The sequence below is a fragment of the Brevibacillus sp. TJ4 genome, assembly GCF_044627595.2.
In the GTDB taxonomy this organism is placed as follows: Bacteria; Bacillota; Bacilli; order Brevibacillales; family Brevibacillaceae; genus Brevibacillus.
In genome coordinates this window covers 284,281-299,177 of record NZ_CP185865.1, presented here as the reverse complement: position 1 = coordinate 299,177, position 14,897 = coordinate 284,281, and the positions used below count along the sequence as shown (strand labels likewise).

16 protein-coding genes are annotated in these 14,897 nt (G+C 54.2%); 1 reads left to right on the top strand and 15 read right to left on the bottom strand.

What is annotated here, in order from left to right:
• Window positions 1-8 precede the first annotated feature (8 nt).
• On the bottom strand, window positions 9-569 hold the full coding sequence (locus ACAF76_RS01320; protein ID WP_400162245.1) for a manganese efflux pump MntP family protein: 561 nt from the start codon (window positions 567-569) through the stop codon (window positions 9-11).
• A 56-nt stretch (window positions 570-625) separates the two neighbouring features.
• Window positions 626-1,717: an L-threonylcarbamoyladenylate synthase gene (locus ACAF76_RS01315; protein WP_400162244.1), complete on the bottom strand. Its 1,092-nt coding sequence runs from the start codon at window positions 1,715-1,717 to the stop codon at window positions 626-628.
• A 241-nt stretch (window positions 1,718-1,958) separates the two neighbouring features.
• Here ACAF76_RS01315 and ACAF76_RS01310 point away from each other — a divergent pair, with 241 nt between their 5' ends.
• Window positions 1,959-2,723, top strand: coding sequence for a DUF3298 and DUF4163 domain-containing protein (locus tag ACAF76_RS01310; protein ID WP_400162243.1), 765 nt, complete (start codon window positions 1,959-1,961; stop codon window positions 2,721-2,723).
• Window positions 2,724-2,800: 77 nt separating this feature from the next.
• Here the strand turns inward: ACAF76_RS01310 and spoIIR are convergent, their stop codons facing one another.
• The 13 genes from spoIIR to fba all read right to left on the bottom strand — a co-directional run bounded on the left by spoIIR (window position 2,801) and on the right by fba (window position 14,872).
• Window positions 2,801-3,544 carry a stage II sporulation protein R gene (gene spoIIR / locus ACAF76_RS01305; RefSeq protein ID WP_400162242.1) on the bottom strand — a complete coding sequence of 248 codons (744 nt, stop codon included), beginning with the start codon at window positions 3,542-3,544 and terminating at the stop codon, window positions 2,801-2,803.
• Between the two features lie 148 nt (window positions 3,545-3,692).
• Window positions 3,693-4,583, bottom strand: coding sequence for a peptide chain release factor N(5)-glutamine methyltransferase (gene prmC / locus ACAF76_RS01300; RefSeq protein WP_400162241.1), 891 nt, complete (start codon window positions 4,581-4,583; stop codon window positions 3,693-3,695).
• Window positions 4,567-5,643 (bottom strand): peptide chain release factor 1, encoded by a 1,077-nt coding sequence (gene prfA, locus ACAF76_RS01295; protein ID WP_400162240.1) that lies wholly within the window; start codon window positions 5,641-5,643, stop codon window positions 4,567-4,569. Before prfA ends, prmC begins: the two co-directional genes overlap by 17 nt.
• 146 nt (window positions 5,644-5,789) lie before the next feature.
• The gene (locus ACAF76_RS01290; RefSeq protein ID WP_400162239.1) at window positions 5,790-6,296 is read right to left on the bottom strand and encodes a sporulation protein; all 507 of its coding nucleotides are present in this window, start codon (window positions 6,294-6,296) and stop codon (window positions 5,790-5,792) included.
• Between the two features lie 102 nt (window positions 6,297-6,398).
• Entirely contained in the window at window positions 6,399-6,977 is a 579-nt protein-coding gene (locus tag ACAF76_RS01285; RefSeq protein WP_400162238.1) for a thymidine kinase, read from the bottom strand.
• A gap of 72 nt (window positions 6,978-7,049) precedes the next feature.
• On the bottom strand, window positions 7,050-7,250 hold the full coding sequence (gene rpmE / locus ACAF76_RS01280; protein WP_204517947.1) for a 50S ribosomal protein L31: 201 nt from the start codon (window positions 7,248-7,250) through the stop codon (window positions 7,050-7,052).
• A 100-nt stretch (window positions 7,251-7,350) separates the two neighbouring features.
• Window positions 7,351-8,619 carry a radical SAM protein gene (locus tag ACAF76_RS01275; RefSeq protein WP_400162236.1) on the bottom strand — a complete coding sequence of 423 codons (1,269 nt, stop codon included), beginning with the start codon at window positions 8,617-8,619 and terminating at the stop codon, window positions 7,351-7,353.
• A gap of 71 nt (window positions 8,620-8,690) precedes the next feature.
• Window positions 8,691-9,590 carry a peptidoglycan DD-metalloendopeptidase family protein gene (locus ACAF76_RS01270; protein WP_400162235.1) on the bottom strand — a complete coding sequence of 300 codons (900 nt, stop codon included), beginning with the start codon at window positions 9,588-9,590 and terminating at the stop codon, window positions 8,691-8,693.
• Between the two features lie 67 nt (window positions 9,591-9,657).
• Window positions 9,658-10,947, bottom strand: a complete 1,290-nt coding sequence (gene rho / locus ACAF76_RS01265) for a transcription termination factor Rho (RefSeq protein ID WP_400162234.1) — start codon at window positions 10,945-10,947, stop codon at window positions 9,658-9,660.
• 51 nt (window positions 10,948-10,998) lie between these two features.
• A complete protein-coding gene (gene glpX / locus ACAF76_RS01260; RefSeq protein WP_400162233.1) occupies window positions 10,999-11,961 on the bottom strand; it encodes a class II fructose-bisphosphatase in 963 nt (320 codons plus the stop codon).
• Window positions 11,962-11,999: 38 nt separating this feature from the next.
• Entirely contained in the window at window positions 12,000-13,283 is a 1,284-nt protein-coding gene (locus tag ACAF76_RS01255; protein WP_400162232.1) for a UDP-N-acetylglucosamine 1-carboxyvinyltransferase, read from the bottom strand.
• Window positions 13,284-13,357: 74 nt separating this feature from the next.
• Window positions 13,358-14,002 carry a fructose-6-phosphate aldolase gene (gene fsa / locus ACAF76_RS01250; RefSeq protein WP_400162231.1) on the bottom strand — a complete coding sequence of 215 codons (645 nt, stop codon included), beginning with the start codon at window positions 14,000-14,002 and terminating at the stop codon, window positions 13,358-13,360.
• 15 nt (window positions 14,003-14,017) lie between these two features.
• Window positions 14,018-14,872, bottom strand: a complete 855-nt coding sequence (gene fba / locus ACAF76_RS01245; protein ID WP_400162230.1) for a class II fructose-1,6-bisphosphate aldolase — start codon at window positions 14,870-14,872, stop codon at window positions 14,018-14,020.
• Window positions 14,873-14,897: the final 25 nt, after the last annotated feature.

Sequence of the window (14,897 nt, the reverse complement as noted above, 5' to 3'; positions counted from 1 at the left end):
GCGTTGTGTCACAAGATAATTTTCAACCCAAAGCAGAGTAAAATCAATCCCCCTGCAATTTCACTGTACTCACCGAGCCAGCCTCCGACGCTTTTGCCCAGCAACAGCCCACAGGAGGTCATCAGCGCACCCGTGATGCCAAACATCGTGATCGCCATTACCGTGTTGACCTCCATCAGCCCAAACGAAAAGCCGACGGTAAGCGCGTCCAGGCTGACACTGAAGGCGAACAGCAGCAACCCCAGCCCTTTTGTTTGCAGAAGGCTCTGCTGCTCCTTTTGCGCAAATCCGTTCCATAGCATATGCAATCCGATCAGCATCAGTACCGCTCCACCGATGGTGACAGCAATACCATCCACCAGATCGGACAAATAACCCCCCAATGTAATACCGATCACAGGCATGGCTACATGAAACAAGCCGATCGTAATGCTTACTTTTATGATTTCCCGTACACGGACGCCCACCATGCCGACGCCGACACTCAATGAAAAGGCATCCATGCCGAGTGCCAAGGCAATCATCAGCAAGGTCAGGAATTGCCCCCAATGATACAAGACCAAGTCCAATTTGCCTCCCCCTCCTGTCCATTCACCTTATGCGGACAAGAGCAAGTTTAGACATATCAGACAGACAGGATGCGGCCTCCCGCAGCCTTTTCCAGGCGATTCATAACTGCCATGCCCAGACCGTCCCGGGAGAACGCTTCGGACACGATAAACTGCACGTTCGCATCGTCAAATTGGCGCAGCACCGCATACAGCCGCTGCGCTACCTCTTCCAGGCGAGCCGATGACCCGACAGAAAACACGACGTCCGCATCTGCCACGTCGCGCCAGAAGTCGAGATGCTCATCGGTGGTCAGTACGCCTGTTTTCAAGCCGTGCTGCCTAGCCTGCCGCAGCATCTCCGCTTTCTTTTGACGCACCTGGGAAAACTCGCCCGCGACCAGCCACATTTCCCCTTCTGGAGCGTAGTGCGTATATTTCATGCCAGGAGAGCGCGGTGTTTCTACGGCCCCGACTTCAAACGAGGGATCGACTGCTACCGGTCCAATCACTGCTTCCAACTGCTCGCGGGTAATGCCGCCTGGACGCAGGATCATCGGCGGCTCTGCCGTCACATCGAGAACCGTCGACTCCACCCCGACACCGGTCAGACCGCCATCCAGAATCCCGGCGATTCGTCCGTCCAGGTCCGCCTGAACATGACTTGCTGTCGTCGGGCTCGGCCGTCCGGAGCGATTGGCGCTCGGGGCTGCGATCGGAATTCCCGCCTCCCGCAGCAGGGCGAGCGCCATCGGATGATCCGGCATGCGCACGCCTACGGAATCAAGCCCAGCCGTGACCAGGGACGCTACCCGATCCGTCCGTGGCAAAATCACAGTCAACGGTCCCGGCCAGAACGCCTCGATCACGCGCTCTGCCTTTTCCGGGAGCTGACTTGCTACCATGGACAACTGCTCTTTCGACCCGATATGGACAATCAACGGATTGTCGCTTGGTCTTCCTTTTGCCCAAAATATTTTTTCCACAGCTTCGTTGGACAATGCATTGGCACCAAGCCCGTAAACCGTCTCCGTAGGAAAGGCGACTACTTCCCCCTCCCGCAGCAGACTGGCTGCATCCACAATCTGTGTACAACTCAGGTAACTCTCCACATTATTTTCCACATTCTTATCCACAGTCCAAATCTTTGTTGCCACCCTGCGTTCCATCCCGAAAAAATCCTTTCTTTCGCTCAAACTCGTAACAATTAGTGCCTCTAGTATAGTGCTGTACCGAGAAGTTTTCAACAGGCTGTGGGTAACTTGTGAATAACTTTGCCGCACGGAAAAGATAAATAATAGAACAAATGCAACCTTGGTGTAACCTTTTCCGTCCCGATATGTAGTAGTATATGAAATGGACGGGGCATTACTCGCTTCTGAAACTCAGTCACGAAAGGAATGTACACAAATGAAAGCTGAAAAATGGATTGCCGTCTCTCTGCTTAGCACCTCACTTTTGTTCACCGGGATTATCACTCCTGTATCCGCATCTGCTGAATTGCCTTTGCAAGCAGCAAGCGAGAATACAGGAATTACGATTACCAGCCAGTCGATGAACTCTTCTGCTGCTGAATACGAAGCTCGCATCTCCTATCCGCAGATCAGCGGTCTTGCCGACAAGGCCTTTGAAGCGCAATTGAACGCAGAGCTGCAAAAATACGCTGCCGACTCGCTGGCAAACGTCCAAAAGGAGAGCAAACAGGCGGCGATCGCAGCCAGACAGCAAGGCTACGAGTTTCGCCCTTACGTACTCGACATCTCGTATAAAGTGTACAACACAGGCAAACTCCTCTCCTTTTCCGTCAGCCACTACGAATACACGGGCGGGGCACATGGCATGACCAGCGAAACCTACTACAACGTCGCCAATCTGGACAAAGGGCGCAAGCTGGAGCTTTCCGACCTGTTCCAGCCAGGCTACGACTACCGGACTGTCCTGTCCAACCTGATCAAGCAGCAGATCGCTGTGCGCGAACAGCAAGAGGGCAATCTCGGATACTGGTTTGAGGGCATTTCCGCCAACCAGGCTTTCTCCATCCAGGACGGAAATCTGGTCATCCATTTTGGGCAATACGAAATCGCTCCGTATGCCGCTGGAATGCCTTCTTTTACCATTCCGAAGAAACAATATGCAAATCTGTTGAAACCAGAGATTCGGGCGCTGCTCCAGTAAACCAAGCGTGAATCCATAGCAAAAACCGGCATCGGGCAAAACCTCGATGCCGGTTTTTCTATCACCAAATCGCTTGATTACGAGAACAGTCGCTCCAGCCTCTCCCAGAAGAAGAAGCGCACTTCCACCCCAGGGGTTGTCTCGTCCGTCGCAGGCGTGGCTTCCTTCGACGTCACGCTATCCTCACTCTCCTGTACCCGGATAGTGTCCTCTCCATTGTCTTGAAAACGCAGACGGTCGCGCTGGCTGATTCGCTCATCCTGCCAGTCCTGGCGGGAGTCAGAGATCGTCGAAGCGATTTTTTCACTCGGTGTGGCACTCGCCTGTACGGCATCGCCATTTGACATATCGATAAAGCAGAGCGGAGGAAACAGCACGCACCACCAGTTTTGGCCCTGTGCCTCTCCGATGCTGACGCGCACCGCCTTGTATTCACCAGCAGGATATACGTAGGACCCGTACAATTTCGTCGGAAACGGCACGTCGCCGAATTCGACGACCGCCGGGTAAGCAAATCCGCGACTGCGAATCGTTTCGTCGACGACTTGCTGCAATTCGGGCAGCTTGGCTGCTACCACCTGCTGCGCTTGCTCAAAGGATTCGATTTCTCCCGACCAACTGTTCATTTTGTCGATCAGCGCATCGCGCACTTCCCGCTTCAGCCACTGATCCTGAAAGGAGTCGCTGTTGGCAATGATACGCAGACGGATCGACTCTTGAGGGATCGGCCCGTTGTCCAGAACATTGGCCATCGTAAGCTGTCCCTCCCAGCTCGACATCAACAGAAAAAAACTGAACCCCAACAAGAACAAACGCTTCATGGCAACCGTCTCCCTTACTCTGATCTGCCCTTTTTTTCTTCTCTAGCAACAGTATGGACAAGATCGGATGTCGGCAAACGCAAGCTGCCACAATTTTTTCTCCGTTTTGAATTCTTTCTTCTGCCCACAAAAAAGAGCCGCGACAGGCTTACTTTCGAATACCCATCACGACCCGCTCTATTCCGGCCAAATCACAAATGATTTCCGTTTCACTCACCATCCCCGTCGCTTGCAGCAAACCGGCTACTGCCTGCGCCTGATGGATACCCACCTCAAAAGCGACGATCGCTTTCTCCCGCAGCAGAATCGGCAAAGCCTGGCTCAGCCTGCGGTAAAAATCCAGTCCATCGTCTCCGCCGTCCAGGGCGAGCCTGGGCTCAAAGCCGCGCACTTCCTCGTCCAACTCATCGACATCGCGGCTGGGGATATACGGCGGGTTGGATACGAGTATATCGAGCCTGCTCCCCTCCCGCACCAGCGGCTCCACCAAATCTCCGAGCAGAAAACGAATATCTGCTCCAAGAAGCCGCGCATTTTCCTGGGCGATCCGGGAAGCATCCGCGGAGATGTCGACAGTTGTGACATTCCAGTGGGGACGCTCACAGGCGAGGGTAATGCAAATCGCACCGCTGCCCGTGCCGATGTCTGCAACGCGAAGCAGGCTGTCTTTCTCCCACATCTCGTCAGCCTTGCGCAAAATGCGCTCGACGAGAATTTCCGTCTCCGGCCGGGGAATGAGCACGCCCGGTCCTACCGTAAAAGGGCGGCCGTAAAACTCCTGGCTGCCAAAAATGTATTGCAGCGGCTCGTTCTCCGCTCGGCGCTGACACAGTGCCGCCAGTCTGTCGACCGCTTCTGCCGGAATCGGCTCCGTCATCGAGGTCAAAAACCGTGTGCGGTCCCAGTTTAGGGTGTGGCGGATCAGCAGCTCTGCCTCAAACATCGCATCCTTTGCCCCTGCTTCCCGCAAAAAGGAAGAAGCCCCTGCCAGGGCTTCCCGTATCGTCGTGACGTGAGACCAATCAGGCTGTGTGCGCATGGCTTTTCAGCAACTCCGTCTGTTCGTGCATAATCAGGTTGTCGATCACTTCGTCGAGTTCGCCTTCCAGTACGGACTCCAGGCGATGCAGCGTCAGGCCGATGCGGTGGTCGGTCACCCGGCTTTGCGGGTAGTTGTAGGTGCGAATCCGCTCGCTGCGGTCGCCGGTTCCCACCAGGCTTTTGCGAGTGGCATCTGCCTCGGCGTTTTGCTGTTGCAGGTAAAAGTCGTACAAGCGGGCGCGCAATACGCGCAGCGCTTTGTCCTTGTTGGAGTGCTGCGACTTTTCATCCTGGCAAGAGACGACGATGCCTGTAGGAATATGCGTCACACGCACTGCCGATTTGGTCGTATTGACGCTCTGCCCGCCGGCACCGCTGGAGCAGAAGGTATCGATGCGAATGTCCTTTTCGTTTACTTCCACTTCCACGTCCTCTGCTTCCGGCAGAACCAGCACGGTCGCGGTAGAGGTGTGGATGCGTCCGCCCGACTCGGTTGCCGGAATCCGCTGAACGCGGTGTGCGCCGCTCTCGAACTTCAGCTTGCTGTAGGCGCCGCGGCCGCTGATGGAAAAAACGATTTCCTTGTAGCCGCCGATGTCTGTCGGGCTCGCTTCCAGAACTTCCAGCTTGAAGCCGTTTCGCTCCGCATAGCGCGTATACATCCGGAACAGGACGGCAGCGAACAATGCTGCTTCATCCCCGCCTGCAGCCCCGCGAATTTCCATGATGACGTTTTTCTCGTCGTTCGGGTCTTTGGGCAACAGCAGAATTTTCAACCGCTCTTCCAGCTTTTCCTTGCGCGAGGCCAGCTCGGAAATCTCCATTTTGACCATCTCGCGCATTTCGTCGTCCAGCTTCTCTTCCAGCATCGCCTTGGCGTCGTCCATTTGCTCGACAACAGATTTATATTCACGGTATGCAATAACGGTTTCTTCCAGCGAAGATTGCTCTTTGGATAGCTCACGCAAGCGCTTGGTATCACTGATGACGTCGGGGTCACACAAGAGGTTGGTCACTTCTTCGTAACGCTCTTCTACTGCCGATAAGCGCGTAAACATGTACTTCACCCCATCATTTCAAATACGTAGTCATATGATTCATTATAACAGATAAATTATAGGAGGAAACATAGAATAAGTCAAAGCGCATTTATGGCAAAACAGGCCCGGCATGTTGTGCAGCCGTGCCTGTCTTGCAGAAAGCGTCAGCGATGGTAGGAATCATTGGACGTGACGTGGAAATCGTAACGCGGAATTTTTTGTCTCAGTGCGGCAATCACTTCTCGCTCGATGTTGCGTGCCTCACTGGCCGTCACATTGTGCTTCAGGTCAAGAGTAACATATGCGTTGGGGCCGTTAAGTGTGATGCGGCAGTTTTCCACGCCGGGCACTGATTTTGCCATCATCACCATGTTGTTCATGTCGACTTGGTAATTACGCGTATTGGCGTGACCGATAATGAGGTTGGGGTTCTGGTTGCGCCCCATCAAATCATCCCGATCCAGCGTTCTTGTGTTCATGCCCACTTGCTGACCGCGTCCCTGGCCCAGACCCTGGTTATGGGTCGCCTGGTTTCGAACCGCCTGGTTTTCATTTTGCGCACCCGGGGGGTAGTTTGCTCCATTGTTTGCACACCCCGCCGCAAGAACCGTAGCGAAGAGCAACACGCTGGCTGCCCGTACACCGGGCTTTCCATATGAAACGCGCCACATGAAAAAGCCACCTCCTTTTCGGCTTAGTCTGTGCAATGCTCGTCAAGCACATGCACATCGCCAGGAGGCAGCGTAGCGTCTTTTGAACTGATGCAGTTTTCTCTATTTCGTCCCAACCGGCGGATGGTAGTAGTGCGTACGGCAGACACTGCTGTATGTATCGTTGCCGGCTATCTCGATCGTTTCCCCGCTGTATACCGGCTTTCCATCCTTGAATTTGAGGATATGGGTCGCCTTTTTGTTGCAGTAGACACAGACGGTTTTGATTTCCTCGATCTTGTCGGCTTCGCACAACAGCGCGGCACTTCCCAAAAACAGCTCGTTCTTGAAATTTTTCAGCAAGCCGTACACGATGACGGGAATTCCCAGCTTGTCCACAATCTGCACCAACTGCTGGACATGATGCTTGCCGATAAACTGGCCCTCGTCGACGAGGACGCAATCCGGCTGCGGCTCCTCCGCCGCAACGATCTCAAACAAGTCCGTTTCCTCGCTGATCGGAAGCGCATCCCGGCTGATGCCGACACGGGATGCCACCGTTCCGACGCCGTATCGATCATCGACAGCAGGAGTAAACACGAGCACCTTTTTTCCGGATTGCTCGTAATTGTGGGCGACCGTCAGCAGTTGGATCGACTTGGATGCGTTCATCGCGCCATAACGAAAGTATAGTTGCGCCACGATACCAAAACCTCCTTCTCAAAAACAAAACCAGGCAGATCGCTCTACCTGGTTGCTCCAATCGCTTCCCGATTAGGAAAGATTGTATTTGCGTTTGAAACGGTCCACGCGGCCGCCTGCGTCTACGAATTTTTGCTTACCCGTGAAGAAAGGATGGCAGTTGGAGCAAATCTCTACACGCAGCGCTTGCTTCACAGAACCGGATTCGAATTCGTTACCGCATGCACAAGTTACTTTCACGACATTGTAATTAGGATGAATTCCTTGTTTCATCTCTTCACACCTCTTTTCGCCCTGAATCGTTTGCCGAAACAGAGTTATTAAACACATATTACAGATTAACACGCCTGCCCGCGAAATGCAACAGATAGCCTTATTGTGCCATTTTTTTCCTGCGCTGCAGCTCCTCTGGCGGAACGTGGGTAAACGAGCCGATCACGACGTCAGGAAGTTCCTGCTGGTAGATTTCAATCGCCTGCTTCATGCCGAAGATTTCCCCCTGTGCCTTGGGGATCATCGACAGGTAGCTTTCCGGATCGATGTTGAGATTGCGCAACTGGATCAGCTTGATTCCGGTGCGGCGGATAAACTCGATCATCGCCTCCATCTCTTCTTCCCGATCGAACACTCCGGGGAAGCACAGGTAGTTGATCGAGGTGTACACGCCTTTGGAAGCGGCGTACTCCGCCGATCGGGCTACGTTTTCGAGCGTGTAGTGGCGCGGTCGGTAATAGGCGTTGTAATGCTCGTCGATCGCACTGATGATGCTCACCCGCATCAGATCAAGCCCGGCATCGACAATTCCTTTGATGTGGTCCGTCAGCCCGGCGTTGGTATTGATGTTGATAAAGCCCTTATCGGTCTGCTCGCGGACGCGACGCATCGCCGGAATGATAATCGAGGCCATCGTGGAAGGCTCGCCTTCGCAGCCTTGTCCAAAGCTGATAATGCTCTGTGGCGTCTGCAAATGGTGCAGCATGACTTCCACCAGCTCGTCCTCCGTCGGTTTGAAGTTCATCCGCGTCTGCGGTGACGGGAAGCCGCTATCGTCGGGCTGCTCGGAAATACAGCCGTAACAGCCTGCGTTGCACGTATACGATACAGGCAGGCTTCCTTCCCAGCGGTGGAAAAAGTTGTTGGAGGCGGTCAGGCACTCGTATTCCAGAGCGCAGTGGGACAAGTGCTGCAAAATGCGGTTCTCGGGAAACAGCTCCAGCGTCTTGCTGACCCGCTGGCGCAGCTCGTCCATCGGAAAATTGAGCGGGTCCCATTGATAAATGTCATCGCTCGCCCTGCCCGCTACCCAAAACTGTCCGTCTTTCCACACCACAGCCGTGTAGCCGAACAGCGGGAGCTTGCTGTCCTTCTTGCTTTTGACGTAACCGGGGAGCAGCAAACGGGTAATCCCCTGTGGCACCAATGCGCCAACCGAGGTACACCCGTCCAGCTTGACCATCTCCCCGGTCTCGGGGTCCATCCCGACCGGAACGGTGTCCGGCAAACTGACCAGCGTCGCTCCCTCTGGCAGAGGAATCAACTCTTCCTCCAGAATTTCTGTCAGTATATCACCATTACGAGCCACCGCGAACAATCCCGGGTGGTCGTATACATTGCCTTTTTCATCTGCATACACCAAATACATGGAAAAATCGCCTCGCTTCTTTGCTTCGCCCATTGTATCGTATTGAAAAAGCAATGTAAATTGGTGAAGGTTTACCTGTTCAAAAACGGAAGCGGATTGATCGGCACATCATCCTGCCGCACTTCAAAATGGAGATGGTAGCCGGTGGAGTCTCCCGTCATGCCCATATAGCCGAGAATATCCCCGGTATTCACCTGTTGTCCGACTGATACCGTGATCGTCCGCAAGTGCGCGTAAAAGGTCTGCAGCCCGTCTCCGTGATCGATCACAACCATGCGCCCGTAGCCGGATCGATTCGCCCCAGCCTCGACGACGACACCTGCCTGGGCGGCCTGAATCGGCGTTTTTTCTTCAGTGGCGCTCCACAAATCTACCCCTTTATGCACTTTTCCCCAGCGGACGCCGAAACCGCTCGTAATCGTCGCGTCTGCTACTGGCCACTCCAGCTTTCCACGTACGCGAGCAGTCGCCTGTCTGCTGGCAATTTGCGTCGTGTTTTTTCGCGGCTGAAGATCCTCCGCCTGGAGTTTGGGCTGGGTCACAATCGGCACGTATACAACCTGTCCGACGTACAGGTTGTCCGACAGCCACCGCAGCAGGGGATTGCGTTCGATCAGCAGTTCCTTGCTCACCCCGTAGCGGGCGGAGATGTAGTTCAGTGTCTCTCCCCGTTTCACTACGTGTTTGACTTCATCATCGCTCAAGACCAGCTTGAGTCCGATTCCGAGCATATGCGGATTGCGAATGCGGTTCATTTCTACCAATGTATGTAGAGAAATGCCGTAGCGATGGGCAATTTCTGAAAGAGTATCCCCTTCCTTGACCGCGTACACCATGGCTTTGTTGTGCGAAGAGGGGGTCTCGGTCAAGTCTGCAAACGGGTTGAACGCCTGGAACAACGCTTGTTGCACGACGGCATGCTGTGCTTCCTCCCGACTCTCCAAGGGAAGGGTCACCTGTGCGTAATCCACTGTCACTCCTCCTTTTTGCCTACTCTTCCTAGTGTATGCCCAGCGCAACAAAAAAATGACGGTGAGATTAACTCACCGTCGACGGGTTGGCTGCGGCTGGTTTGCCGTTGCTGCGTCCTTGCTTGCTCTCCAGAGACTGTACGAACTCGTCGTTTGTCTTGGTATCTGCCAGTTTTCTGATAAACGAGTCGACAAACTCATTCGTTTCATTCATATTTTTGCGGATCATCCACAGTTTATCCAGCTCGTCCTTGGACAGGAGCAGCTCTTCGCGCCGCGTGCCGGAACGGCGAATGTCGATCGCCGGGAAGATCCGGCGCTCCGCCAGCTTGCGATCGAGATGCAGCTCCATGTTTCCGGTGCCCTTGAACTCCTCGTAAATGACGTCGTCCATCCGGGAGCCGGTCTCTACCAGCGCTGTTGCCAAAATTGTCAGGCTGCCGCCCTCTTCGATATTGCGAGCTGAGCCAAAAAAACGCTTCGGGCGATGGAACGCCGCCGGATCGATCCCCCCGGACAGCGTACGTCCGCTCGGCGGAATGACCAGGTTGTACGCGCGTGCGAGACGCGTGATGGAATCGAGCAAAATCACTACGTCTTTCTTGTGTTCGACCAGTCGCTTCGCCCGCTCCAGTACCAGCTCCGCCACCTTGATATGATTTTCGGGAAGCTCGTCAAAAGTCGAGGCGATCACTTCTCCTTTGACCGAGCGCTGCATATCCGTCACTTCTTCCGGTCTCTCGTCGATGAGCAGGACAAACAAGTGAATATCAGGGCGGCTCTCCGTGATGCTATTGGCAATCTCTTTGAGCAGCATGGTTTTCCCCGCTTTCGGCGGAGCCACAATCAGTCCACGCTGTCCAAGTCCAACAGGGGCGATGAGATCCATCAGGCGGGTAGAAATGCGGTCTGGGGAAGTCTCCAAGACAAGCTTGTTTTGCGGATAAAGTGGAGTCAAGGCTGGAAAATGAAGGCGCTCTGCTGCCGTTTCCGGATCTTCTCCATTTACAGCCTCTACTTGCAAAAGCCCGAAATAGCGCTCATTTTCTTTCGGGGGACGGGCTTTTCCGGAGACCAAATCCCCCATTCTCAGATCAAAGCGGCGAATCTGGGATTGCGAAATGTAAATATCCTCGGAGCTTGGAAGGTAGTTGATCGGACGCAAGAATCCGTAGCCCTCCGGCAGGATTTCCAAAACCCCCTCCATAAACATCAGGCCGTCCCGCTCCGCCCTGGCACGAAGGATGGCAAAAATCAGTTCCTTTTTCTTCAACTGGGAGTAATACGGAATATGGTATTCCTTGGCCAGTTTATACAGATCGGTCAGCTTTTTCTCTTCTAATTCAGAAAGTAACATAGATCCACCACTCTTTTTATACTCTTCCTCTATTCTCGTCCGAACCGCTATTTACAATACAAGCGTCGGTTTGCGTTCCAACCGGTGGTTTCCTTCAATGAAGCGGACCGTACCTGTTTTGGCGCGCATTACGACTGAATGAGTGGTCGCGACCATCCCCTGAAAGCGAACACCGCGCAGCAGCTCTCCGTCAGTGACGCCGGTAGCGGCAAAAATCGCGTCGTCCCCTTTGACCAGATCGTCCATGTACAGTACCTGGTGCGGATTGGCCAGGCCCATCTTTTTACAGCGTTCCAGTTCTTCGTCGTTTTGCGGCAGGAGCTTGCCTTGGATCTCTCCGCCCAGGCACTTGAGTGCCACCGCAGCGAGAACGCCTTCCGGTGCTCCCCCGGAACCAAACAGAATGTCTACACCTGTCCCCGGAAATGCCGTGTTGATCGCTGCCGCCACGTCACCGTCGGAAATCAGGCGAATACGCGCACCCGCTTCGCGAACTTCGTGAATAATCCGGGAATGGCGGTCGCGATCGAGAACGATCGCCACGAGATCGCTGATGTCTTTTCCTTGCGCCTGGGCGACTGCCTTCAGATTGTCGCGGATCGGCGCGTTGATGTCGACCTTGCCTACCGCTTGCGGTCCGACCGCCATTTTTTCCATGTACATATCGGGTGCGTGCAGGAGATTTCCGCGGTCGGCAATTGCGATGACCGAGATCGCCCCCCATGTCCCTTTGGCGAGAATATTGGTGCCTTCCAGCGGGTCGACTGCCACGTCTACCGCAGGGGCAACTCCCTGGCCCAAGCGCTCCCCGATGTAGAGCATGGGGGCTTCGTCCATTTCCCCTTCACCGATGACGACGACGCCATCCATCGGCACTTTTTCAAATTCACGGCGCATGGCTGTGGTGGCTGCATCGTCAGCCTCATCTTTTTTTCCACGACCCATCCAACGGGCAGAAGCCAATGCAGCCGCCTCCGTGACGCGAACCAGTTCAAGTGTTAAACTTCGTTCCATTCTCGGGAGTCTCCTCTCCTGGTAATTGCGGTATGTGCTTACCTTTGATGATGTTCCGATTGCTGCGCGCCTACTCGCCGAACATCTGCGCCCAATCGCTGCAGCTTGCCCACGAGATTTTCATAGCCGCGATCAATATGCTCCAGCCCTTCCAGCTCTGTCGTGCCTTCCGTAGCCAGACCGGCAATAAACAAGGCTGCGCCTGCGCGCAAATCGGAAGCGACGACTTTGACTCCGTTCAGCTTGTTGCCGCCTTCGATGACCGCGGATCGGCCCTCCACTTTGATCGTGGCCCCCATCCGACGCAGCTCATCCACATGGCGAAAACGGGAGCTGTAGATGTTGTCGGTGACAATGCTCGATCCCTTGGCAAATGTCAGCAGCGTCGTAATCGGCTGCTGCAGGTCAGTCGGAAAGCCCGGATACGGACTTGTCTTCACGTCAATCGCGCGATACTGCGAGGAGCCTACGACCTGAATGGCATCGTCCAGCTCGACGACTTCCGCCCCGATTTCACGCAGCTTGGCCGTGACCGATTCCAAATGCTTCGGAATGACGTTTTCGACCAGCACATTGCCATTGGTTGCTGCGGCGGCAATCATATACGTGCCAGCCTCGATCCTGTCGGGGATGATCGTATGACGGCAGCCGCGCAGCCGCTCTACACCCTGAATACGAATCATATCGGTACCAGCGCCTTTGATATTCGCTCCCATGTTGTTCAACAAGGTCGCGACATCGACAATCTCCGGCTCCCTGGCAGCGTTTTCGATAACAGTCACGCCGTCAGCCTTGGAAGCGGCGAGCATGATATTGATCGTCGCGCCTACGCTGACCAGGTCCAGGTAAATGCGCGCTCCCTTCAGCCTGCCGTTTTGGGCGCGAATCGTCATAACGCCGTTCTTGTTTTCTACTGTAGCTCCCAGCGCTTCAAAGCCTTTCATATGCAAATCGGTCGGACGCGGCCCCAGGTCGCATCCCCCCGGCAAGCCCACCTGCGCTTCGCCGAACTTTGCCAGCAGTGCTCCCCACAAATAGTAGGAGGCGCGCAGTCTCTTGATTTTGCCGTTGGGCATGACCATCTGCTTCATCGAACGACCGTCGATTTCCATCCAGTCGTCTTCAAACAACACGTCTGCTCCCATTTCTTTCAGCAGCTCGTGATAAATTTCCACATCCTGAATATGCGGGAGATTTTCAATGACAACAGGCCCGTCAGCCAGTAAAGCAGCTGGAATCAAGGCGACAGCGCTGTTTTTCGCCCCACTGATGCTCACGGACCCCGCCAGCGGTTTCCCGCCGTTAATTATCAGCTTATCCATGATTTGCTCTCCTCAGGCGTAATCGGGAAAGAAGCACCTTCCCCGGTGGAAAAGGTGCTTGTTTCAAAGGTCATTTATTTTTGCATGTTGTTCCAGTCAGCAAGAAACTTCTCCAGACCGCTGTCGGTCAATGGATGTGCGAGCAACTGCTTGAACACCTTGGCCGGGATCGTCGCAAAATGGGCACCTCGGCGGGCAGCCTCGGTTACGTGAACCGGATGGCGAACCGATGCGGCAATGATCTCTGTATCGATGTCATGGACGGAGTAGATTTCGGAAATGTCCTCAATCAACTGCATGCCGTCCTGACCGATGTCATCCAGACGTCCCAAAAACGGGGAAACGTACGTCGCTCCTGCGCGTGCAGCGAGCAGAGCCTGGTTCGCAGAGAAGACCAAGGTCACGTTTGTTTTGATTTTCTTTTTGGCGAAATACTTGGTTGCCTTCAAACCTTCGGCAGTCATCGGAAGCTTGACCACGATGTTTTTGGACAAGGAAGCCAGCTTTTCGCCTTCCTCGATCATCCCCGCAGCATCCGTGCTGATGACTTCGGCGCTGATCGGACCGTCCACGATATCGAGAATTTCGCGAAGTGTCTCGATGAAATCGCGCCCTTCCTTGGCAACCAAAGACGGGTTGGTGGTAACGCCAGCGAGGACACCCCACTCGTGGATTTCACGAATTTCTTCTACATTTGCTGTATCGATAAAAAAGCGCATGATTAACCTCCCTGGTTACGCTCGATTGCTGCTGCCGAACAAACGAATTTTCCCTTTGACGACTTCCTTGATCGCCTCGCGAGCAGGACCAAGGTATTTGCGCGGGTCAATCTCATTTGGTTTGGCAGTCAAGATCTGGCGTACCGTCTCTGTGCATGCGACTTGGCTTTCCGTATTTACGTTGATTTTACCGACGCCCAGACTGATCGCTTTCGTAATCGACTCATCCGGAACACCGGAGCCTCCGTGAAGCACGATCGGCGCTTCGATCTGGCTTGCCACTTTTTCAATGATGTCAAAGCGGATTTTCGGCTCGCCTTTGTACATCCCGTGGGCAGTACCTACAGCGATAGCCAGATAATCGACCTTGGTTTCCTCCCAGAAGCGAATCGCTTCTTCAGGGTTGGCCAGTGTTGCGTCTTCCTCGTCTACAGAGAGGTCATCCTCGACTCCACCAATTGTACCCAACTCTCCTTCTACAGAGACGCCGACAGCGTGTGCGGCTTCTACAACCTGTTTGGTCAAGCGCAGATTATCTTCAAAGGAATGATGGGAACCGTCGAACATGACCGAAGAGAACCCGGCACGAATGCATTTCATCACCATTTCGAAATTGCTGCCGTGATCCAGATGCAGGGCAACGGGCACGCCGGCGCGCTCTGCAGCCACTTTTGCAATCGCCACGGTATAGTCGATGCCCATGTATTTGAGGGCTCCCTCAGACACACCAAAAATCACAGGCGACTTCTCTTCCATCGCTGCTTCCGTGATCGCTTGGGTAAACTCCAGATTGTTCAAGTTGAATTGTCCAACCGCGTATTTATGTTTCTTGACGTCCTCGGTAAAAGCGGTCATAGGTACCAGTGGCATGATTGTAAATCCTCCTCCAGAAGAC